General features: G+C 71.9%; 14 protein-coding genes. 5 read left to right on the plus strand and 9 right to left on the minus strand.

All coding sequences use genetic code 11. The features are described from left to right. Positions 1 to 84: 84 nt before the first annotated feature. Together ACSNOA_RS01355 and ACSNOA_RS01360 are read left to right on the plus strand one after the other, a co-directional pair. Positions 85 to 849, plus strand: a complete 765-nt coding sequence (locus ACSNOA_RS01355; protein ID WP_436655372.1) for a crotonase/enoyl-CoA hydratase family protein — start codon at positions 85 to 87, stop codon at positions 847 to 849. Positions 850 to 987: 138 nt separating this feature from the next. After that, a complete protein-coding gene (locus ACSNOA_RS01360; protein WP_436655374.1) occupies positions 988 to 1,179 on the plus strand; it encodes a general stress protein CsbD in 192 nt (63 codons plus the stop codon). Between the two features lie 114 nt (positions 1,180 to 1,293). Here ACSNOA_RS01360 and ACSNOA_RS01365 read toward each other — a convergent pair whose 3' ends face one another. The 8 genes from ACSNOA_RS01365 to ACSNOA_RS01400 form a co-directional block, all read right to left on the minus strand. Next, positions 1,294 to 5,319 (minus strand): galactose-binding domain-containing protein, encoded by a 4,026-nt coding sequence (locus ACSNOA_RS01365; protein WP_436655376.1) that lies wholly within the window; start codon positions 5,317 to 5,319, stop codon positions 1,294 to 1,296. A 108-nt stretch (positions 5,320 to 5,427) separates the two neighbouring features. Beyond that, the gene (locus ACSNOA_RS01370; RefSeq protein ID WP_436655378.1) at positions 5,428 to 8,256 is read right to left on the minus strand and encodes a discoidin domain-containing protein; all 2,829 of its coding nucleotides are present in this window, start codon (positions 8,254 to 8,256) and stop codon (positions 5,428 to 5,430) included. A gap of 162 nt (positions 8,257 to 8,418) precedes the next feature. Beyond that, positions 8,419 to 10,065, minus strand: coding sequence for a glycoside hydrolase family 13 protein (locus ACSNOA_RS01375; protein WP_436655380.1), 1,647 nt, complete (start codon positions 10,063 to 10,065; stop codon positions 8,419 to 8,421). Between the two features lie 87 nt (positions 10,066 to 10,152). After that, a complete protein-coding gene (locus tag ACSNOA_RS01380; RefSeq protein ID WP_436655382.1) occupies positions 10,153 to 11,040 on the minus strand; it encodes a carbohydrate ABC transporter permease in 888 nt (295 codons plus the stop codon). Between the two features lie 12 nt (positions 11,041 to 11,052). Next, the gene (locus ACSNOA_RS01385; RefSeq protein WP_436655384.1) at positions 11,053 to 12,009 is read right to left on the minus strand and encodes a carbohydrate ABC transporter permease; all 957 of its coding nucleotides are present in this window, start codon (positions 12,007 to 12,009) and stop codon (positions 11,053 to 11,055) included. Positions 12,010 to 12,090: 81 nt separating this feature from the next. Next, positions 12,091 to 13,470, minus strand: coding sequence for an ABC transporter substrate-binding protein (locus ACSNOA_RS01390; protein WP_436655386.1), 1,380 nt, complete (start codon positions 13,468 to 13,470; stop codon positions 12,091 to 12,093). Between the two features lie 423 nt (positions 13,471 to 13,893). After that, positions 13,894 to 14,895, minus strand: a complete 1,002-nt coding sequence (locus ACSNOA_RS01395) for a LacI family DNA-binding transcriptional regulator (protein WP_436655388.1) — start codon at positions 14,893 to 14,895, stop codon at positions 13,894 to 13,896. Positions 14,896 to 14,999: 104 nt separating this feature from the next. Continuing rightward, positions 15,000 to 16,469, minus strand: coding sequence for a dihydrolipoyl dehydrogenase family protein (locus tag ACSNOA_RS01400; RefSeq protein ID WP_436656178.1), 1,470 nt, complete (start codon positions 16,467 to 16,469; stop codon positions 15,000 to 15,002). A gap of 166 nt (positions 16,470 to 16,635) precedes the next feature. Between ACSNOA_RS01400 and ACSNOA_RS01405 the strand changes: the two genes are divergently transcribed. Further along, positions 16,636 to 17,703 carry a serine hydrolase domain-containing protein gene (locus ACSNOA_RS01405; RefSeq protein ID WP_436655390.1) on the plus strand — a complete coding sequence of 356 codons (1,068 nt, stop codon included), beginning with the start codon at positions 16,636 to 16,638 and terminating at the stop codon, positions 17,701 to 17,703. Here the strand turns inward: ACSNOA_RS01405 and ACSNOA_RS01410 are convergent. After that, a complete protein-coding gene (locus ACSNOA_RS01410; protein ID WP_436655392.1) occupies positions 17,631 to 18,614 on the minus strand; it encodes a phytoene/squalene synthase family protein in 984 nt (327 codons plus the stop codon). The genes ACSNOA_RS01405 and ACSNOA_RS01410 overlap by 73 nt on opposite strands. A 67-nt stretch (positions 18,615 to 18,681) precedes the next feature. On the opposite strand from ACSNOA_RS01410, the gene ACSNOA_RS01415 reads away from it, so the two are divergent. Further along, the gene (locus ACSNOA_RS01415) at positions 18,682 to 19,836 is read left to right on the plus strand and encodes a polyprenyl synthetase family protein (RefSeq protein ID WP_436655394.1); all 1,155 of its coding nucleotides are present in this window, start codon (positions 18,682 to 18,684) and stop codon (positions 19,834 to 19,836) included. A 29-nt stretch (positions 19,837 to 19,865) separates the two neighbouring features. Next, the gene (gene crtI / locus ACSNOA_RS01420) at positions 19,866 to 21,347 is read left to right on the plus strand and encodes a phytoene desaturase family protein (RefSeq protein WP_436655396.1); all 1,482 of its coding nucleotides are present in this window, start codon (positions 19,866 to 19,868) and stop codon (positions 21,345 to 21,347) included. Positions 21,348 to 21,373: the final 26 nt, after the last annotated feature.

A 21,373-nucleotide genomic window follows, 5' to 3' on the forward strand; every position in this document is an offset into this window, starting at 1 on the left:
GAGGGGCGAAGCGACAGCCGGGCCCCGACCGGGCGGCACGCGCCAGGCCTGGCATCCGGCCGGCACGGCGGGCATGCTGTGCCGATGGGCGTACGGGTCGAGCGTGACGGACCGGTGACCACCGTGATCCTGGACCGGCCGGCGGCCCGCAACGCCGTCGACGGGCCGACGGCCCGGGCGCTGGCCGACGCGTTCCGCGCCTTCGAGGCCGATCCCGACGCGGCGGTGGCCGTGCTCTGGGGCGCCGGGGGCACGTTCTGCGCGGGCGCGGACCTGAAGGCCATCGGCACGCCGAGCGGCAACCGGGTCGAGCCGGACGGGGACGGCCCCATGGGTCCCACCCGGATGGCGCTGTCCAAGCCGGTGATCGCGGCGGTCTCCGGGTACGCGGTGGCCGGCGGTCTGGAGCTGGCGCTCTGGTGCGACCTGCGGGTCGCCGAGTCCGACGCCGTGTTCGGGGTGTTCTGCCGGCGCTGGGGTGTGCCCCTGATCGACGGGGGCACCGTACGGCTGCCCCGGTTGATCGGCGAGAGCCGGGCCATGGACCTGATCCTCACGGGCCGGCCGGTGCCGGCCGAGGAGGCGTACGCCATGGGGCTGGCCAACCGGTTGGTCCCGCCGGGCACGGCCCGGACGGCGGCCGAGGAGCTGGCCGCGGAGATCGCCCGGCACCCGCGGACCTGCCTGCGCAACGACCGGGCGGCGGTGCTGGCCGGCGCCGGGCTGCCCGAGGCGGAGGCGATGGCCACCGAACTGGCGTACGGGATGGAGTCGCTGGCGGCGGACGCGGCGGCCGGCGCGGCGCGGTTCGCCGCGGGCGCGGGCCGGCACGGCGCACCGGTGCGCTGACCGCGACCGGCCGACGGGCTTCCGTCACCGCGTCGGTGACCTGGCTGACCAGCAATCGGAATCGAGCCGGGACCGACGGGTTTTCCGCAGCCGCGGGCGGGGACGCGAGAGTTTCCCACGCGAGTACAGGGAGGCGACATGAGCTTCGAAAGGGCGAGCGAGAACGCCGAGAAGCTGGCCGGCCCGGCCCGGGCCCGGATGGGCGACATGACCCGTGCCGAGCGGGCACAGGCGGAACAGGTTGCACAGCGGGACGAGATCCGGGGCAAACGGCCCGGGGAGCACGTCCAGGAGGACGCGCGGGACGCGAAGGACACCTTCACGAGCTGACCCGCCCGTGCGGCGATGCCCCGGTCCCGAGGCCGGGGCGCCGCCGTAGGAGCACGACGCGGCGGACGCCGCCGGGAGGGTGGGACCTCCCGACGGCGTCCGGGTGCGGAACGGTCAGTTGCGGACGATGGTGAAGGTCGAGGTCGTGTTCCGGATGTCCTGGTCGTTGTTGCTGAGCCGCAGGTTGGTGAACGTGGCCGACCCCACGGCCGGGCCCTGACCGGGCTCCGGCATCTCGTTGACCCAGATGCCGATGCCGGACTTGGCGTCGAAGGCGTCACCGCTGCGCCGCGCCCCGGAGATCGAGACGTTGGTGAAGACGGTGTCGGTCACCGGGTTCTCCGGCTGACCCCCGGTGTACTTGGTCTGGAACATGATCCCGGAGTACGTGGGGTCCACGATGTCCACGTCCGAGACGCGGATGCCGCGGAACTCCTTCGACGCCGAGAAGAGCCAGATCGCCGGGAACGTCTGCGCGCCCCAGAAGTGGCCGCCGGACCGGATCAGTGAGATGTTCTCGAACCGGGTCGGCGGGCTGGCCCCGAACCCGATGAACGGGTAGCCGAAGTCCAGCGAGCTGATCGTGATGCCGGAGTACGTCAACTGGTCCGCGATGTAGAGGTTGCGGAACACGTTGTCGTAGCCGCCGTACACCGCGATGCCCGCCGCCCGCCAGGTGAGCGTGGCGGTGAGGTTCTCGAACACGTTGCCGTGGTTGCCGGTCGCGGCGCCCTGGTCGGTCGCGGAGAACAACGCGAACGCGTCGTCACCGTTGGACCGGCCCTCGGAGTTGGCGACCCGGTTGTTCGTGCTGCCGTTGGTCATGTTCACGGCGTCGGCGAACGTGTTCCGGAACCGGCTGTTCGTGATGGTGAGCCCGCTGACGCTGACCCCCCAGTACGCGCAGACGGTGTGCTCGACCCAGACGTTGTCGAGGGTCATGTTGTCGACGTCCTTCAGCTCGCCCCACACCTTCCCCGGCCCGTCGATGCGGTTGGTGTAGTTGCCGAAGAAGGCGAGGTGCTCGAAGGACGAGCCGCTGGCCGAGGACTCGACCCGGAAGCCGGCGTCGGTGTTCTGCTGCGACGGCGGCGTCTGGAAGCGGGTGTACCACATGCCCGCGCCCACCACCTTGACCGCCTTGCCGTAGACCTGGAACTTCTGGGCGGTCTCGTACGTGCCGGCCGGCAGGTACACCCCGACGAGGGTGCCCGTGGTGTCCATCCGGACGGCGTCCAGGGCGTTCTGCACGTCCTGGTGACTGAATCCGTTCGGCACCCGGTACCGGGCCGGGTCCGGGTTGGCCCGCGGCGCTACCTGCTCCAGGTTGACGAAGTCGATGGCGTAGGTGGTGCTGTTGGCCGGGTCCTTCTGGAGCCGGATGCGGCTGCCCGCCGGGATGGTGCTGTCCAGCAGGACGTTCGCCTCGTCGTAGATGTGCCGCGGCGGGCCGGCGCTCGGCGAGTCGCTCGGGCCGGCCTCCGCGCCGTACAGCCAGATGTGCTTCGAGGTGAGGCTGATCGGCTTGTGCAGCACCCCGTTGACGTAGATGTTCAGCGTCGAGGTGATCCCGCCGCCGCCCGGCGCGTCGGGGATGGAGAAGCGGGTCACGAGGGCGTTGGCCGGCGCCCGGGTGGTCCACTCGACGTACGCCCCGGTGGTGTTGAGGGTGACCGCCCGCCGGCCGGACGCCTCACCGGCCAGGTCACCGATGGTCCGGTTGGCAGCGAGCACCTGCGCGCCGCCGCCGACCGCGCCGTCCTCGGCCTCGTACATGTCGTACGGCAGGTTCGCGCCGCGGCCCACGAAGAGCGCGCGGTCGCTGGTGTTGTTCTGCCGCTTCACGGGCAGCTCGTTGGCGTCGTCGGCGAGCACCACCCGGACGGTGTACCGGCCGTTGGCCGCCGTCCAGGTGCCCAGGTTGACCGGGCCGGCGCTCGCCCCGGCGGCGATCGTGCCGGTGTAGGAGCCGTTCAGCGTACGGACCACGCCACCCGTGTCGTTGAGCACGGTGAGCGTGATGCCGTGCGCCCCGCTCGCCGAGGCGACCGTGCCCTGGTTGCGGATGGTCACCGCGAAGCTGACCGTGGCGCCCGCGCTCGGCGTCCCGGGCGACCACGTGACGGCCGAGGCGACCAGGTCGGAGCTGGCCACCGGGCTCACGGTGAGCGCCGTCGGGCTCGTGTAGGTGTTGTTCGCCTCGTTCTGCTCGATCACCGTGTTGGCCTCGTCGACCTTGGCGACGAGCTGGTAGCTGCCCGCGTTACGCGGCCCGATGTTCGCCGAGACGGTGGCCTGCGCGCCGGCGGCCAGGGCGCCGACGTTGGCCGTGCCGACCTTGGTCGTACCCAGGTAGAGGCCGACGGCGGTGGCCGCGGAGGCCGCCGTGCCCGCGTTGCGCACGGTCGCCGACAGGGTGATGGCGTCGGTCTCCACGGGCGCGGCGGGCGAGGCCGTGATGCCGGTGACCGTGAGGTCCGGGTTCGGCGCCGGCACGCCGATCACCTGGAACTCGGCGACCTGCCCGTTGGACGAGCCGGAGTTAGCGGTGAACTGGAGCCGGACGTCGGCGGCGGTCGCCGAGACCGGGATGGTCACGGTGTTGCCGCCGGCCGGGCTGAACGAGTACGTGGCCGAGCCGACCAGCGTCGTGAACCCGGACGCGGACTGCTCGCGGCCGAGCACCTGGAACGTCTGGGTACGCGGGCCCCACGCCGGGTCGGGGTTGAGCTTGACCACCAGCGAGCTGATGCTCGCGTTCGCGCCCAGGGCGACGGTCAGCGTGCTCGGGTAGGCGCCGGGCGCGCCCTCCCAGTAGGTCGTCACGTCGTCGTCGTTGGCGTTGACCGCGTTGAAGACGTGCACCACCGACGAGGCCGTGATCGGCTTGCCGACCGCGAGGTTGGTGCCCCCGGTCGTGCTGCCGGGGCGGGTGACCGTGTTGCTGTTGGCCGACACGTTGCCCGCCGCGTCCCGCGCCCGCACCACGTACGAGACGGTGGCCGACGCCGGCTGCGTGTCGGTGTACGCCAGCGTCGAGCCGCCGACGCTGGTGCGGAGCACGCCGTTGGCGTACACGTCGTAGCCGGCCACCCCGACGTTGTCGGTGGACGCGTTCCAGGTCAGCCGGATCTGGTCGGGCGCCGGCTGGGTGAGGGCCAGGTTCCCCGGCGCCGAGGGCGGCGCGGTGTCACCGGTGGCCGGGCCGTACACCTCGAGTTCGGAGAGCTGCCCGGCGGGCCAACCGGTGTTCGCGGTGACCAGCAGCCGGACGTACCGGGTGGCCGTCGTGGGCACGGTGACGGTCACCGTGTTGCCGGTGCCCGGGTTGAAGGCGTACGACGCCGAGGCGACCAGGGTCGAGAACGTCGACCCGTTCGTGCCGCCCTGCACGGTGATCGTCTGGCTGCGCGCGCCCCAGCCGGAGGGCAGCTTGAGCACGAGCCGGTCGACGTTCACCGTGGCGGCCAGGTCGACCTGGACCCACTGCGGGAACGCGTTGTTCGCGCTCTCCCAGTAGGTGGCCGCGTTGCCGTCGTTGGCGTTGCCCGCCCCGTAGACGTCGGAGTGGCTGCTCTCCGCCATGGTCTTGCCGAGCGCCAGGTTGGTCGACGAGGTGGCGGCGCCGTACACCTCCAGCTCGGCGAGCTGCGCGGCGGACCAGCCGGTGTTCGCGGTGATGGCGACCCGGACGAACCGGGTGCTGGTGGCCGGGAAGGTGATGGTCACGGTGTTGCCGCTGGCCGGGCTGAACGAGCGGCCGGCCGAGGAGACGATCGTGCTGAAGCCGCTGCCGTCGGCGCTGCCCTGCACCGAGAGCGTCTGGGTGCGGGCCTCCCAGGCGCCGGGCAGCTTGAGCGTCACCTGGTCGACGGACCGGCTGGCGCCGAGGTCGACCTGGGCCCACTGCGGGAGGGCGCCGCCGCTCTCCCAGTAGCTGCCCTGGTTGCCGTCGGTCAGGTTGGCGGCGGCGAACGCCCCGTTGGTGCTGCTGGCCGAGGCGCTGCGCCCGGCGGCCAGGTTGGGGCCGCCCGCGGCGGGGGCGAGGTTCGCGGCGGCGGCCGGCGGCGCCGGGGCCGCGGTGACGGCCAGGCCGATCGCGGCGAGCACCGCGACGGCTCGGGTACGGAGTCTGGACATGGTGGAGGACACCTTCTTTCCCGGGGGAGGTGGAAAGGCGTGTGCGGGGATGGTGGTCGGGTACGCCGGTGGGGCCCCGATCGGCGTGCGGAGCCCCACCGGCGCACGTCAGGTGGCGTAGACCTCGAACTCGGCGAGCTGGCCGGCGGGCCAGCCGGTGTTGGCGGTGACGGTCAGCCGGACGAACCTGCGGTCGCCGGCCGGAACGGGGATCGTCACGGTGTTGCCGGACGCCGGGTTGAAGGTGTAGCCGGTGGCGCCCTTCAGCGTGCTGAACGAGGCGCCGTCGGTCGAGCCGAGGACGGCCACCGTCTGCGTACGCGTCTGCCAGGCCGAGGCGGGCGGCAGCTTCAGCACGAGCCGGGACACCGGGCGGGGGCTGCCCAGGTCGACGGTCACCGACTGGGGGAAGGCGTTGTTGGCGCTCTCCCAGTAGGTGTTCGCGTTGCCGTCGACCGCGTTGCCGGCCACGTAGACGTCCGAGTGGCTGGTCTCGGCGATCGGCCGGCCGGCCGCCAGGTTCCCGCTCGGCGGCGGGTCGGTGGGGGGCGGGGTCGTACCGCCGTACACCTCGAGCTCGGCGATCTGCGCCGCCGGCCAGCCGGTGTTGCCGGTGACCGTCACCCGGACGAACCGGCGGTCACCCGCCGGCAGCCCGATCGACACCGTGTTGCCGCTGGCCGGGTCGAACACCCGGCCCGCGGACCCGGCGAGCGTGGCCCAGGACGAGCCGTCGGTCGAGCCGAGCACCGACAGCGTCTCGGTACGCCGCTCCCAGCCGGCCGGCAGCTTGAGCACGACCCGGTCGACGGCGCGCGCGGCGCCGAGGTCGACGGTGACCGACTGGGGGAAGGCGTTGTTCGCGCTCTCCCAGTAGCTGGCCGCGTTGCCGTCCACCGTGTTGGCGGCCGTGTAGGTCTGGTTGGCGCTGGTCGCGGTGACCGGCCGGCCGCGGGCCAGGTTGCCACCGGTGGGCGGCGGGTCCGTGGGCGGCGGGTCGGTCGGGGGCGGGTCCGTGGGCGGCGGGTCGGTCGGGCCGCCGCCCCACTGCGGCTCGGGCCAGGGACCGCAGTACGGCGTGGGCGTGTACCAACCGGAGTTGCCGGAGCCCTGGGTGATCTGGAAGCCGCTGCCCACGCAGTTGTGGATGGGGACCGGCTGGGCGATGCCGGTGGCCCGCACGTTGGTGAACGAGACCTGGCTGGGCGCCTGCACCTGGAGGGCGTACGTGCCGGCGCCGTCGATGCGGACGTTGGTGAAGTGGATGCCGCTGGTGGCGCCCTCGATCCAGTGCAACGCCGCGTACGAGCTGTCGAGGATGTCGGTGTCGGTGACGTTGATCGTGGCGCCCTGGATCGGTTCGTTGAGGGCCGAGAACCAGATGGCGCCGACCCCGAACCGCCAGTTGTAGTCGGAGTTGCCGTTGCGTATCAGCGTGTTGCGGGCCACGGTGATCGTGCCGGCGACGGCGGTCGGGCCGTTCACGCCGGGATAGCGGTTGGCGACGTGGATGCCACCGCCGTTGGTGACCGAGTCGGCGGTCACGTTGTCGGTGATCCGGATGTCCCGCCCGCCGTACGTGACGAGGTGGTTGGCGAGGATGGTCACGCCGATCGTGTTGAACGTGAACGAGTTGTTGACGTTCGGCACGTTCTGCGCCCACATGGCCAGGGCGTCGTCGCCCGTGTTGCGGACGAACGTGTTGGTCACCGTCGAGTTGGTGACGCCCCAGTGGAAGTTCACCCCGTCCGCGGTCTGGTCCAGGATCCGGCTGTTGCGGATCGTGAAGTTGTCCATCGGGCCGTCCATCCAGGCGCCGACCTTGGTGTGCTGCATCCAGACGTTGTCCACCACCGAGTTCGACATCGCGCCGCCGATGGCGTTGACCTGGTCCTCGTCGACCCGCTCGCGGATGTCGCCGATGATCGCGAAGTCGCGCAGGGTGACGTTGCGGCTGGGGCCGCCGGCCTCGTGCGGCCGGACCCCGCCGCTGTAGCCGCCGCCCGGGACGTACTTGCCGTAGATGCCGGCCGCGCGCTTGCGGTCGGTGGGGTGCCGGCCGCCGAGCACCGAGTACCACGGCCCGGCGCCGCGCAGCGTCACCCCGTCCACCACCACGTGGTCCCAGAGGGTGAAGGTGCCGGTCGGGATCCAGACCGCCCGGCCCTGGGCCTTCCCGGCGTCGACCGCGGCCTGGAACTTCGCCGTGGAGTCCGTGGCGCCCGTCGGGTCGGCGCCGAAGTCGGTGACCACGTCGAGCACGTTGGCGGGCTTCGCGATGGGGTTGCCGACCAGCTCGAAGTCGGCCAGGTCGATGGTGAAGGTGGGCGACTGGGCGGTCGAGGAGACCTGGAGCCGGATCTTCGTGCCGGCCGGGTAGGTGGTCCCGAACATCGCCCGGGTCTCGTCGTAGAAGTGGTGCGGGTTGGTGTCGCCCGGGTTGTTGTTGAACGGGTAGCCGCCGTAGTACCAGCCGTACCGGGACGTCACGGGCACCGCCTTCACGAGGGCGCCGTTGGCCCGCAGGTCGATGCTGGCGTCCCGGCCGGTGCCGGCGGAGTTGTCCGGAAGGCTGTAGCGGAAGGTGACGGCGTTGGCGGGCGCGGTCAGCGTGAACTCGACGTACTCGCCGACGGCGTCGAGGGTGACCGCCTCCCGGCCGGACGCCTCGGACGGCAGCGTGCCGTAGTGCCGGTCCGGGCCGATCTTCGTGCCGGTGTGCGCGACCTCCTCCGCCTCGTGCTCCACGAACGGGACGGTGGCGCCCCGGCCCGGGATGTCGAACGGGGAGAGCCCGGCCGCCTGGGCCGGTGTGGCCGTGCCGGCCAGTGCGACGACGGTGAGCGAGGTGGCGGTCAGGGCGGCACCGGCGAGGGCGGCGATGCCCGCGCGGGTCCTTCGGGGTGGGTGCGGGGTTGCGGTGGTGTGGTCGGGCATGAGCGGAGCTCTCCCTTTCGATCGGTAGTCCAGGTCCCCCCGTGCGTTGCGGCGTGGCGCTGGGGTGACGCACCTCCTTCTCTGGTTTTCGGCCAGCGGGGGCCGGCGGGGCGGGCGCGGTGCCGGCGGCCGGGACGGGGGCGCCGGCACCGCGCGTCGGACTCAGGCCGTCTCGGGTCCGGCCGGTCCGGCGGTACGCAGCCAGACGGCGGTGTCCGGCGGCAGCAGGTCGTCCTCCAGCGGCCCGCTGGCGAGCAGCCGCTCGGCGTGCGGCGGCAGCGGCACCGGGCCGGTCGAGAGGTTCACGAGGCAGGTGAACGCGGGCGAGCGACGGTAGGCGAGCACCCCGTTCGGGGCGGGCAGCCAGGTCATCGTCCCGTCGCCGAGCCCCGGCTCGGCCCGGCGGATCCGGATCGCCTCCCGGTACAGCTCGAGCATCGAGCGCTCGTCACCGGTCTGGGCGCGGACCGTCCGGTCCTTCCAGTCCGCGGGCTGGGGCAGCCAGGGCGCGGACGTCGCGCCGTCCGGGCTGAAGCCGAACGGCGGCGTCTCGCCCGACCACGGGATCGGGACGCGGCAGCCGTCCCGGCCCGGGTCCACCCCGCCGGAGCGGTGGTACATCGGGTCCTGGCGCAGCTCGTGCGGGATGTCCTCGACCTCCCACAGGCCCAGCTCCTCGCCCTGGTAGACGTACGCGGCGCCGGGCAGGGAGAGGGAGAGCAGGGCCGCCGCGCGGGCGCGCCGCGTGCCCAGCTCCAGGTCGCTCGGGACCCCCTCCCGCTTGGCCGCGAAGCTGAACGTGGTGTCCTCGCGGCCGTACCGGGTGACGTGGCGGGTCACGTCGTGGTTGGAGAGCACCCAGGTCGCCGGCGCTCCGATCGGGGCGTGGGCGGCCAGCGTGGCGTCGATGCAGGCGCGCAGCGCGGCAGGGTCCCAGGCACAGCCGAGGAAGTCGAAGTTGAACGCGGCGTGCAGCTCGTCCGGGCGCAGGTAGTTGGCGAACCGCTGCTGGTCGGGCAGCCACACCTCGCCGATGAGCGCCCGCTCGCCCGGGTAGCTGTCGGTGATCCGCCGCCAGCTCCGGTAGATGTCGTGCACCGCGTCGAGGTCGACGAACGGGTTCGGCCCGTCCGGTGACATCTCCGGGAGCGTCGGGTCCTTGGCGAGCATCGCCGCCGAGTCGATCCGGATGCCGTCCACGCCCCGGTCGAGCCAGAAGCGCAGGATGTCCTCGAACTCGGCGCGCACCCGCGGGTGGTCCCAGTTGAAGTCCGGCTGCTGCGGGGCGAAGAGGTGCAGGTACCACTCGCCCGGCGTGCCGTCCGGGTTGGTGGTGCGCGTCCAGGTGTCGCCGTTGAGCGGAGAGACCCAGTCGGTCGGCTTGCCGGCCCCGTCCGGGCCGCGACCCGGACGGAACCAGAACAGCTCCCGCTCGGGGGCGTCCGGGCTCGCGAGCGCTGCCTGGAACCACGGGTGCGCGTCCGAACAGTGGTTCGGCACCAGGTCGATGATGACCCGCAGCCCCTTCGCGTGGGCTTCGCCGATCAGCTCCTCGGCCTCCCGGAGGGTGCCGAAGACGGGGTCGATGTCGCGGTAGTCGGAGACGTCGTATCCGGCGTCGGCCATCGGTGACGGGTACCAGGGGCTGAACCAGATCGCGTCGACGCCGAGCGCGGACAGGTGGTCCAGCCGGGACCGGATGCCGGCGATGTCGCCGACGCCGTCACCGTTGTCGTCGGCGAAGCTACGCGGGTAGACCTGGTAGATCACCGCTCCACGCCACCACGGACTACTGTCTGTTGTGGACACCAGCACCTGCTTTCTGCGTCGGTACGTCTGGCGGGTTCGCCGGACCTGGGTGTGTATCGGGCGGAGCCCGTCGTTCGCCGCGGGCGGTCATCCCTTGAGGCTGCCGGTGGTCAGGCCCGACATGATGTTCCGCTGGAAGATCAGGAAGACGATGACGGTCGGGATCGCGGCGATGACCGACGCGGCGACCACCACGTTCTCGGGTGTGCCGCCCGAGAAGGCGTAGATGCCGACGCTGACCGTCCGGGTCTCGGGCGACGGCATGACGAGCTTCGGCCAGAGGAAGTCCTTCCACACCGCCGTCACCGCGAAGATCGACACCACCCCGAGGATGGGGCGCGACATCGGCAGGATGATCGACCAGAGCGTACGCAGCGGTGTCGCCCCGTCGATCCGGGCCGCCGCCATCAGGTCCTCCGGGATCGAGTCGAAGAACCGTTTCAGGAGGAAGATGTTGAACGCGTTCGCGACCAGGGGCAGCCAGATCGCGAACGGCGAGTCGAGCAGGTTGATGTGCAGGATCGGCAGGTCGATCACGGTCACGTACTGCGGGACGATGAGGACCATCGCCGGGATCATCAGCGTCGACAGCATCAGGGCGAGGATCACGTTGCCGAACACCGGCCGGAGCTTCGACAGCGAGTACGCGGCCGCCGTGTCGAGGACGAGCTGGAACACCACCGCGCCGGCCGCGTAGTAGAACGTGTTGAACAGCAGCTTCGCGAGGTCCAGGTTGTGCCACGCGTCGACGTAGTTCTGCGGCTGGGGATCCTTGGGAAACAGTGACGGCGGGGTCTGCGCGATCTCCTGGCCCGACTTGAGGGCGCCGGTGACCATCCAGTAGAGCGGGCCGAGGAAGACGAGCGTGAACACCACCACGACGACGGCGAGCAGCGTCCAGTAGAGCGCCCGGCCGCGCCCCCGCCGGAGCTGGGCGTGCGAGATGAGGGTCCGGGTCCCGGAGTCCTGTGCCATGGGTCGTCCGTCCTAGTCCTGTTTCGCCGTGAGCCGTACGTAGACGGCGGAGAAGCCGGCCAGCACCACGAGCATGATCACGCCGAGCGCCGCGGCGCCGTTGAGGTCGTTCTGGAAGAACCCGTGCTGGTAGATGAGGTACGCGACAGAGGTCGCCGAGTCCTCGGCGCCCGCGCCGTTGGCCAGGATCAGCGGCTCGATGAAGAGCTGCATGGTGGCGACGATCTGCATCATGGCGAGCAGCGCGAGGATGAGCCGGGTCTGCGGGATGGTCACGTTCAGGATCCGGCGCCAGATCCCGGCGCCGTCCAGCTCGGCGGCCTCGTAGAGCTCACCGGGGATGTTCTGCAGCGCCGCCAGGTAGATGAGCACGGCGCTACCCATGTTCATCCACGTCGACGCGATGACCATGGCCGGCATGGTCATCTCGGGCGACTGCATCCACTGCGACGTCGGCAGGTGCAGCGCCTTCAGCACCGCGTTGAACAGACCCGCGTCGCTGGGGTCGTACGCGTAGAACTTGAAGAGGAACAGCGCCGAGGCCGGCGGCAGCATCACCGGCAGGTAGACCAGGATCCGCAGGTACCCCTTGGCGTGGCGCAGCTCGTTCAGCAGGATCGCCACGAAGAACGGCACCGCGTACCCGACGACGAGCGCCAGGACCGTGAAGTAGAGCGTGTTCTTCCAGGCGGTCCAGAAGCTGGGGTCGTCGAGGATGCGGGTGTAGTTGTCCCAGCCCACCCAGGTGGTCTCGCCGCGCCGCGTGCGCTGGAAGCTCATCACGATGCCGCGGATCATCGGGTACCAGGAGAAGACCGCGAAGCAGAGCACCGCGCCGATCAGGAACGCGTGCCCGGTGAGGTTGTCCCGGACCCAGCGGCCGAGACTCGTACGCTGCGGCCCTGCGGGGGCCGGCCGCGCGGGGCGACGTGTTTCGCTGACGGTCCCCGGGGCGGAGGTGATCGCCAAGGCAACTCCTGGTGGTCAGTGACCGGACGGTGCGGCGCGGGTGGTGTGGGGGCCGGTGCCGCGGCCCCCACACCGTTCGGGTCAGCTGTCGGCGGCGAGGAGCTGGTTGACCTTGTCCTCGGCCGTCTTGAGGAGCGCGTCGATGTTCGCGTTCGGGTTGGTGAGCACCCCGGACATCGCGGCGTCGAGCACCGCGTAGATCGCCTGCGCGTTGCGCGGCTCGCCCTTGATCGTGATCGGGTTGGCCTCGAAGAGCGCGAAGTTCGCGACGTCGACGTTCGCGTTCGCCTTGCGCAGCTCGAACTCCTGCTTCTGCGCCTCGCTGCCGTTCGCGAACAGCAGCGGCTGGGGCAGACCGACCGGGTAGTTCTGCGGCTTGGCCCGGACGTAGTCGAACTGGCCCTTGCCCGGGGTCAGCTTCTGGTACGCGACCCACTTCAGGCCGGCCTTGACCTGCTCGGGGCTCAGGCCCTTCTTGAAGAAGTACCCCTCACCACCGCCGAGCGTCGCCTTCGCCGGGCCGTCCTGGCCGGGCAGCGGGGCCAGCGCCCAGTCCTGGAACTTGCCCTGGAACTGGCTGACGATGGCCTGGGTGGTGTCCGGCGCGCCGATGAACATGCCCACCTTGCCGGCGGCGGCGTTGGTGAGCAGGTCGCCCCACTGCAACAGCTGGCGGCTGCCCATGCTGTTGTCCCCGTACCGCATGTCCTTGAGGTTCTGGAGGACCTGCCTGCCCATCGGGTTGTTGAAGTCGGCCTTCTTGCCGTCCGGGGTCAGCACCTGCCCGCCCTGGGAGTAGAGCAGGGAGGTGAAGTGCCAGCCTCCGGTGCCGCCGGCGCTGTACTCCGAGTAGCCGGAGATGCCGCCGCCGAGCGCCGAGATCTTCTTGGCCGCCTCCCGGACCTCGGGCCACGTCTTGGGCGGGTTGTTCACGTCGAGACCCGCCCGCTGGAACAGGACCTTGTTGTAGACGAGGCCCATCGAGTAGTTCTTCGCGGGAACGGCGTAGAGCTTGCCGTCGTCGGTGAAGACCTCCTTGAGCGCCGGGTCGATGCTGTCCCAGGTCGGGATCGTGTCCTTGTTGGCGTACTCGGTGATGTCCATGGCCTGACCGGAGTCGAGCACCTGCTGGAGATCGGTCATGTACCCGTAGAACACGTCGGTCATGGTGCCGCCGGCGAGGCGGGCGGTGAAGTCCGGCGGGTTGTTGCACTGCTGGCCGACGCTCACGCTCTTGATGGTGATGTTCGGGTTCTGCCGCTGGAACTCGACGACATCGTCGTTCCAGTTCTGCAACAGCTCCTTCTGGGCGCCGACCGGCTGGCAGTCGACCGTGATGGTGACCTTGCCGCTTGCATCGTCCGTCGCGTCGTCGCTCTTCGTGGAGCACGCCGTGAGGCTGAGCCCCAGGCCGGCCACGAGCGCTAACGCCGCAGCCTTCCGGTACTGCGGTACCGACATCTGTCCATCCCTTCGGGAACGGGTGTCTCCATGACCTTCGCTGACCTGCGGTGACCCACCGCAGTGCTGCCGTGCTGATCCGTGTCCGTCATGCCACCTGACCCCCGGTAGTCGGATGGAGGCCCGGTGTGAGTGGAGTCACTGTAACGAGGCGTACTCATGACGGCAAGGTATCGATCTAGTTTTGAAAAATTGCGACTTGGATACGAGAGATTCCGACAGGCGGCCCGGTTTACGGCCTTAGCCCGGATTTGGTGAGGCCGGAACGCGTCGCGTCAGCGCACGAAACGAGGCCGCCGACCGCGTGCGGCGGTCGACGGCCTCGTGTCAGGTCCGGTGCCGAAGGACGGTGGTCCCCGGCTGGTTGGTGCGGTGGTCGCGGGCCGCTCGGCCGGCCGGCGGGGCCGGCCGTGCCCGGCCGGTTCAGCGACCCGGGGCGGGCCCCGTGGAGCCGCGGACGACCAGCTCGGGTTCGAACAGCAGCTCGTCGTTGAGGACGCCGGCCCCCTCGATCTGCGTGACCAGCAGGTCCACGGCGGCCTGCCCCATCGTCTCGATCGGCTGGCGCACGGTGGTCAGCGGCGGGTCGGTGCACGTCATGAACGCGGAGTCGTCGAAGCCGACCACCGACACGTCGGTCGGCACCGCACGCCCGAGCCGCCGGGCGGCCCGGATGGTGCCCAGGGCCAGCACGTCGCTCGCGCAGATGATGCCGGTGACGCCGCGCTCGACCAGTCTGGTGGCGGCGACCCGCGCCCCCTCCATCGAGAAGCTGGAGCGCTCGACGAACTCGGCGCCGTCCGTCCAGCCCGCGACCTGGATCATCGCGCCCAGCTTGCGGCGCGACGGCACGTGCCCCTCCGGGCCGAGCACCATCCCGATGCGCTCGTGCCCGAGCGAGCGCAGGTGCCCGTACGCCTGCTCGACCGCCACGGCGTCGTCCGTGGACACCCGCGGGAAGCCCAGCTCGTCCACACCCGCGTTGACCAGCACCACCGGCAGACCCCGGTCGGTCAACCGGCGGTAGTGGTCGTGCTTGGCGTCGGCGAGCGCGTACGACCCGCCCGCGAAGATCACCCCAGAGACCTGGTGGTCGAGCAGCATCTCCACGTAGTCCATCTCGGAGACGCCCCCGATGGTGCGGGCGCAGAGCGCCGGGGTGAACCCGCGCTGGGCGAGGGACCCCGTCACCACCTCGGCGAGCGCCGGGAAGATCGGGTTCTGCAACTCCGGGAGCACGAGCCCGACCAGCCGGGCACGCTCACCGCGCAGCTTGGTGGGCCGCTCGTAGCCGAGCACGTCGAGCGCGGTCAGCACGGCCGTCCGGGTCGCCTCGGAGACCCCGTCCCGGCCGTTGAGCACCCGGCTCACGGTGGCCTCGCTGACGCCGGCCTTTCTGGCAACCTCGGTCAACCGCTTCGTCACGGCCGCAATCGTACGTCATCTCCCTGAAAGAAATGAGCAACCGTCTGTCGGGGTAGTGCATCCTCCTGTCGGTCCCCGGCACGCCCGCGACCGGAGGGCACCCGTCAGGAGAGGTCGCGCAGCGCGTCCTCGATGGCGCGGTGGAACGTCGGGTACGCGTAGATCATGTGCCGGAGCTGACTGAGCGGCACGGCCGCGTGCACCGCGACGACCAGGCCGGACAGCACCTCGCCGCCGGCCGGTCCGACCGACGTCGCGCCGATGAGCACGCCCTGGTCGGCGTCCGCGATCAGCTTGATGAAGCCCTCGTCGCCGACGCGGTGGATCCACCCCCGCGTCGACGTGCCCAGCTTCGTGAAGCCGACCTGGACGTTGATGCCCCGCTCCCGCGCCTGCCGCTCGGTCAGCCCCACCGCGCCCACCTCCGGGTCGGTGAACGTGACCCGGGGCAGCGCCCGGTAGTCGGCGCGCGGCACGGTGCCGGCCGACCCGCTCGACCCGCTCGTGCTGAGGGCGCTCGCCGCGCCCATGGCGCCGCCGACCACGCTCGCCGTGCCGCTGGGATCCGCCCCGGCCCGGCCGTGCCGGGCGCGGTCGAGCACGTCGGCGATGACGATGGCCGCCTGGTACATGGCCATGTGGGTGAACGCGCCCTCGCCGGTCACGTCGCCGACCGCCCAGATGTCGTCGGTCACGTGCATCCGGTCGTCCACCGTCAGGAAGCGCTGCCCGGAATCGATCCCGACCGTGTCGAGGCCCAACTCGTCGAGGTGCGCACGGCGGCCGGTCACCACGAGCAGTCGCTCCGCGTCGAACTCCGCGCCCCCGGCGCGCACGGTGAACCGCTGCCCGTCGTGGTCGACCCGCTCGGCGCGTACGCCGGTGTGGATCTCCACCCCGTCCGCGCGCAACGCGGCGGCGGCCACCTCGGACGCCTCCGGCTCCTCGACGGCCAGCACCCGGTCCAGTGCCTCGACCACCGTGACCCGGACACCGAACCGGGCGAACACCTGCGACAGCTCCAGCCCGATGGCCCCACCGCCCAGCACCAGCAGCGACTCCGGCAGTTCCTCGACCTCGATCGCCTGGTGGTTGGTCCAGTACGGAGTGTCGGCCAGCCCCTCGATCGGCGGCACCGCGGGGCGGGTGCCGGTGCCCAACACGATGCCGTACCGCGCCTCGAACACCTGGTCGCCCACCCGGACCCGGCCCGGCCCGTCGAGCCGCCCGCTGCCCCGGACGAACCGGCCGCCGCGGCCGACGAACCGGTCGACCGCCACCCGGTCGTCCCAGGTGTCGGTGGCCTCCTCGCGGATGCGCTTGGCCACCGGCGCCCAGTCCGGCTGGACCTGCGCGGTGCCGGCGAGCCCGTCGACACGCCGCGCCTCGGCGAGGGCGTTCGCCGCCCTGATCATCATCTTGCTCGGGATGCAGCCCCAGTACGGGCACTCCCCGCCGACCAGATCCCGCTCGATGCCGACCACGCTGAGGCCGGCCTCGGCGAGTCGCCCGGCCACCTCCTCGCCCCCGACGCCGAGCCCGACCACGACCACGTCCACCTGCTGCGGATCCACCACCCGCACAGCATCCCCCAGCCCGCCCCAGCCCGACTCACCGCCCCAGCCCTCTCCCCCCGCCCTCCCCGGCGTGATCATGAAGTTGTTGCCCGATGACACGGCGTGTCGCGGCAATAACTTCATGATCAACCGGGGACCGCGGGGGTGCGCCTACCGTGGGCGGATGCATGAGGCGCGGTTCGGGGTCGTTCGGGACTGCTTCCGGGAGCTGTTCGCGCAGGGGCGGGAGAGCGGCGCCGGCCTGGCGATCTGGTACGACGGCCGGCCCGTCGTGGACCTAATCGGCGGTGAACGGTCGCCGGGTTCGCCCTGGCGGCCCGACACGTTGGTGAACGTCTACTCGACCGGCAAGCCGGTGGCCGCGCTCTGCCTGCTCGCGCTCGTCGACCGTGGCCGGCTCGACCTGGACGACCCGGTGGCCCGCCGCTGGCCCGGCTTCCGCGCGCCGGCGACCGTCCGTCAGGTGTTGGCGCACACGGCGGGCCTCCCGGCGTTCCCCGTGCCCCGGCCGGCCGGCGCCGTCGCCGACTGGGACCTGCTCTGCGCCGATCTCGCGGCCGCCGCGCCCGAATGGCCGCCGGGATCCGCCGCGGGCGAGCACGCCTGGACGTACGGGCACCTGGTCGGCGAGCTGGTCCGTCGGGTGGACGGCCGGTCGGTGGGCCGGTTCCTGGCCGAGGAGATCGCCGGACTATGGGGGCTCGACCTGGGCTTCGGCCTCGACGCGGCGGACCAGCGGCGCTGCGCCGACCTGTCGTACGGCGACCCGGGCTGGCCGGCACGGACGGCCGGTGAGCCGGGATCGCTGCGGCACCGGGCGGTGACCAATCCCGCGGGCGGACTGGACCTCGCCGTGCTGAACAGCCCGCTCTGGCGCGGCGCCGAGATACCCGCCGTCAACCTGCACGCCACCGCGACCGGGCTGGCCCGGCTCTACGCCGGGCTGCTCGCCGGCGGGGTCCTCGACGGCGTCCGGCTGTTCGGTTCCGAGCTGGTCGCCGAGGCGACCCGGATCCAGTACGACGGCGACGACCTGCTCCTGGGCCGACGGATCCGCTGGACGCTGGGCATGCAGTGGGAGGAGGACGGGAGCTGGGGCATGGGCGGGCTCGGTGGAAGCTGCGCCTGGGCGGACCCGGAGCGCGGTTACGTCTTCGCCTACGTGACGGCCCGGCTGGCCGACTTCGACCGGGTGGAGGACCTGGTGGCCGCCCTGCACTCCTGCCTTTGAGGAACGCCCGCGGGGCCGGGGACGACCACCGGCGTGCCGGTGCGGGCGAGCAGGGCGCGGGCCGCCACGGCGACCCGCCGCCGCTGGGGCACCACGGCCCGGCGGGCGAAGACGTCGTAGTCCTGGGCGGCGACCTCGTCGAGGATCCCGCCGTAGAGCGAGTACGCGGTCCGCATGCACGCCTGTGACGCGGGCGCGAGCAGGGTGATCCCGGGCGCCGCCGCCGCGTAGTGGGCCTGGGCGCGGGTCACCTCGTACGCGATCAGCGCCCGGATCGCAGTCGTGGCGCGGCCCCGCGCGCGGGCCTCGGTCAGGTCGTCGCGGGTGACCCCGAACCGGGCCAGGTCCTCGTCGGGCAGGTAGGTGCGGCCCCGGTCCAGGTCCTCGGCCACGTCGCGGATGAAGTTGGTGAGCTGGAAGGCGAAGCCGAGCTGGCGGGCCGGTTCCCGGGCCGCGACGGGGTCGGAGCTCTCGAGGACCGGCAGCATCATGGTGCCGATGACCGCCGCCGACCCCTCCATGTAGTCGAGCAGGTGTCCGTAGGTCGGGTACGAGGTGACGGTCAGGTCCATCGCCATGCTCTTGAGGAACGCGGCGAAGTCGTCCCGGTCGAGGTCGAAGACCGCGATGGTGTGCAGCACCGCGGGGAGCAGCGGGTCGTCCACCCGCTCGCCGTGCAGGCCGGCGAGGAAACGGCCGGCCCAGTCGTCGAGCCGGACGGCGCGTTCGGCCGGTGGCAGGTCGTCGGTGCTGTCGACGATCTCGTCGGCGTACCGGGTGAATCCGTAGAGGGCGTGAACATGTCGCCGTTTCCACGCGGGGAGCAGCCGGGTGGCGAGATAGTAGGTGCGGCCGTGGCGTCTGTGCAGCTCACGGCACCGGTCATAGGCGACGGCGAGTTCCGTGTCCACCGGCCCCTCCTCGGTTAATCGACGCACCAATCGACGCAACTCGTAACTCTAGGGTACGCTCGGCCGCATGGCCAACGACGCGGTTGCGGCGGACGCTCTCCCGGTGGTTCCGGCGCAACCGGCCCGCGACAGCGATCCGGTCGGCGCCGTCCTGGCCGCCCACGCACGTGACCTGGTCACCGCTCTGGACGACACGCTCGCCGCCTTCCTGGCCGCCGAGGTCGCCACCCTCACCGAGATCGACGCCGCGATCGGCGACTTCGCGACCACCACCCGCGACGCCGTGCTCTGCGGCGGCAAACGGATCCGGCCGACGTTCGCCCACTGGGGCTGGCGAGGGCTCGTCGGCGTGGCGGAGCCACTGCCGCCGGTCCTCCCCGCGCTGGCCGCGCTGGAGCTGCTGCACACCTTCGCGCTCGTGCACGACGACGTCATGGACGAGGCCGCCACCCGGCGGGGCCGGCCCACGCTGCACGTGGCGCTAGCCGCGCGGCACGCGGCCGCCGGTCGTCGCGGCGACCCGCGCCGGTTCGGCGAGTCCGTCGCGGTGCTCGCCGGCGACCTGTGCCTCGTCTGGGCCGACCGGCTCATGGCGCACGCGTCCGTCCCCGCCACACGACTGTTCGAGGTGCGCCGCTGCTACGACCAGATGCGTGTGGAGACGGTGGCCGGGCAGTTCCTCGACGTGCTCGGCGAGAGCGAGGCCACCGGCTGGTCGGTCGACCGGGCGTTGCGCGTGGCCCGCTACAAGACCGCGAGCTACACGGTGCAGCGACCGTTGCTCTTCGGCGCGGCCCTCGCGGGCGTGACGGCCGACGCCCCGCAGATCGCGGCGTACACCCGCTACGGCCTCGCGGTCGGCGAGGCGTTCCAGCTCTGCGACGACCTGCTCGGCGTCCGCGGCGACCCCGCGACCACGGGGAAACCGGCCGGCGACGACCTGCGCTCGGGAAAGCCGACCGTGCTGCTGCTGCTCGCCCGGCAGCTGGCCACGCCGGCCCAGCGCCGCGCCCTCGACCGGGCGGGCGCCGTCGCCGGCGACCGCGAGATCGCGGCGTTGGCCGAGGTCGTCGAGCTCACGGGCGCCGTCGCCCGCGTACGCCGGATGATCGACGACCGGGTGGCCGAGGCGCTGGCCGCGCTCGACGGCGCGGAGCTCGATCCCACCACCCGCGCGGCGCTGGCCGGCCTGGCCACCGCGGCGACGGATCGGCGGGCATGATGGGCGCTCTTCCCCGAGGAGGTGGTGGCGTGCGGACGGTCGACGGACGGACGGACCGGGTGGTGGTCGTGGGTGCCGGCCTCGGCGGCCTCGCCTGCGCGCTGCACCTCGCCGGAAGCGGCCGGCAGGTGACCGTGCTCGAACGCGAGGCGGTGCCGGGCGGCCGGGCCGGCCGGCTCGGTGTGGACGGCTACGAGTTCGACACCGGGCCGACCGTGCTCACCATGCCGGAGCTGATCGCCGAGGCGCTCGGCGCGGTCGGCGAGGAGCTCGACGACTGGCTGGACCTGACGCCACTCGACCCGGCCTACCGGGCCCACTACCCGGACGGCTCGACGCTGGACGTCATCACCGACACCACCCGCATGGCCGCCGAGATCTCCCGGGTCTGCGGCCCGCGCGAGGCCGACGGCTACCTGCGCTTCGTCGACTACGCCCGACGGCTGTGGCAGCTCGAACGTGCCGACTTCATCGAGCGCAACCTGGACACGCCGCTCGACCTGATGACCGGCAACCTGCTGCGTCTGCTGGCCGGCGGCGCCTTCCGCCGCCTGCACACCAAGATCGGCCAGTTCTTCCGCGACCCGCGTACCCAACGGATCTTCTCGTTCCAGGCCATGTACGCCGGGCTCGCCCCGCACGACGCGCTGGCGATCTACGCGGTCATCGCGTACCTCGACTCGGTGGCCGGGGTCTGGTTCCCCCGCGGCGGCGTCCACGCCGTGTCCCGGGCCATGGCCGGCGCGGCCGAGAAGCACGGGGTCCAGATCCGCTACGGCAGCACGGTGAGCCGGGTGGAGACGGCGAACGGGCGGGCCACCGGGGTGCTCACCGAGGACGGCGAGCGCGTCCCGGCCGACGTGGTGGTGCTCAATCCGGACCTGCCGGTCGCGTACCGGGACCTGCTGCCGCCCGCCCGCCGGCGCCGGCTCACCTACTCGCCCTCGTGCGTCGTGCTGCACGTCGGTTCGACGCAGGAGTATGGGAGGATCGCCCACCACAACATCCATTTCGGACGGTCGTGGAAGGGCACGTTCGACGAGGTCATCCGGCGGGGTGAGCTGATGTCCGATCCGTCACTTCTGGTCACGAACCCGAGCCGGACGGACCCGTCGGTGGCGCCACCGGGACGGCACACCTACTACGTGCTCGCCCCCGTGCCCAACCTCGACCGGGCACCGTTCGACTGGCGGGGCGACCTCGCCCACCGCTACGCCGACCGGCTCCTCGGCACCCTCGAGGAGCGCGGCTACGTCGGCTTCGGCGCGGGCGTGGAGGTGCTGCGCACCGTGACACCGGCGGACTGGGCCGCGCAGGGCATGGCTGCCGGCACCCCGTTCGCGGCCGCGCACAGCTTCCTCCAGACCGGGCCCTTCCGTCCGGGCAACCTGCACCGGACCCTTTCCAACGTGGTCTTCGTCGGCTCCGGCACGCAGCCGGGAGTCGGGGTGCCGATGGTGTTGATCTCCGGCAAGCTGGCCGCCGGCCGTGTGACGGGAGTCGGACGATGAGCGAACGCAGTGAGCGAATCATCGGC

Source organism: Micromonospora sp. URMC 103 (genome assembly GCF_051386435.1).
GTDB lineage: Bacteria > Actinomycetota > Actinomycetes > Mycobacteriales > Micromonosporaceae > Micromonospora.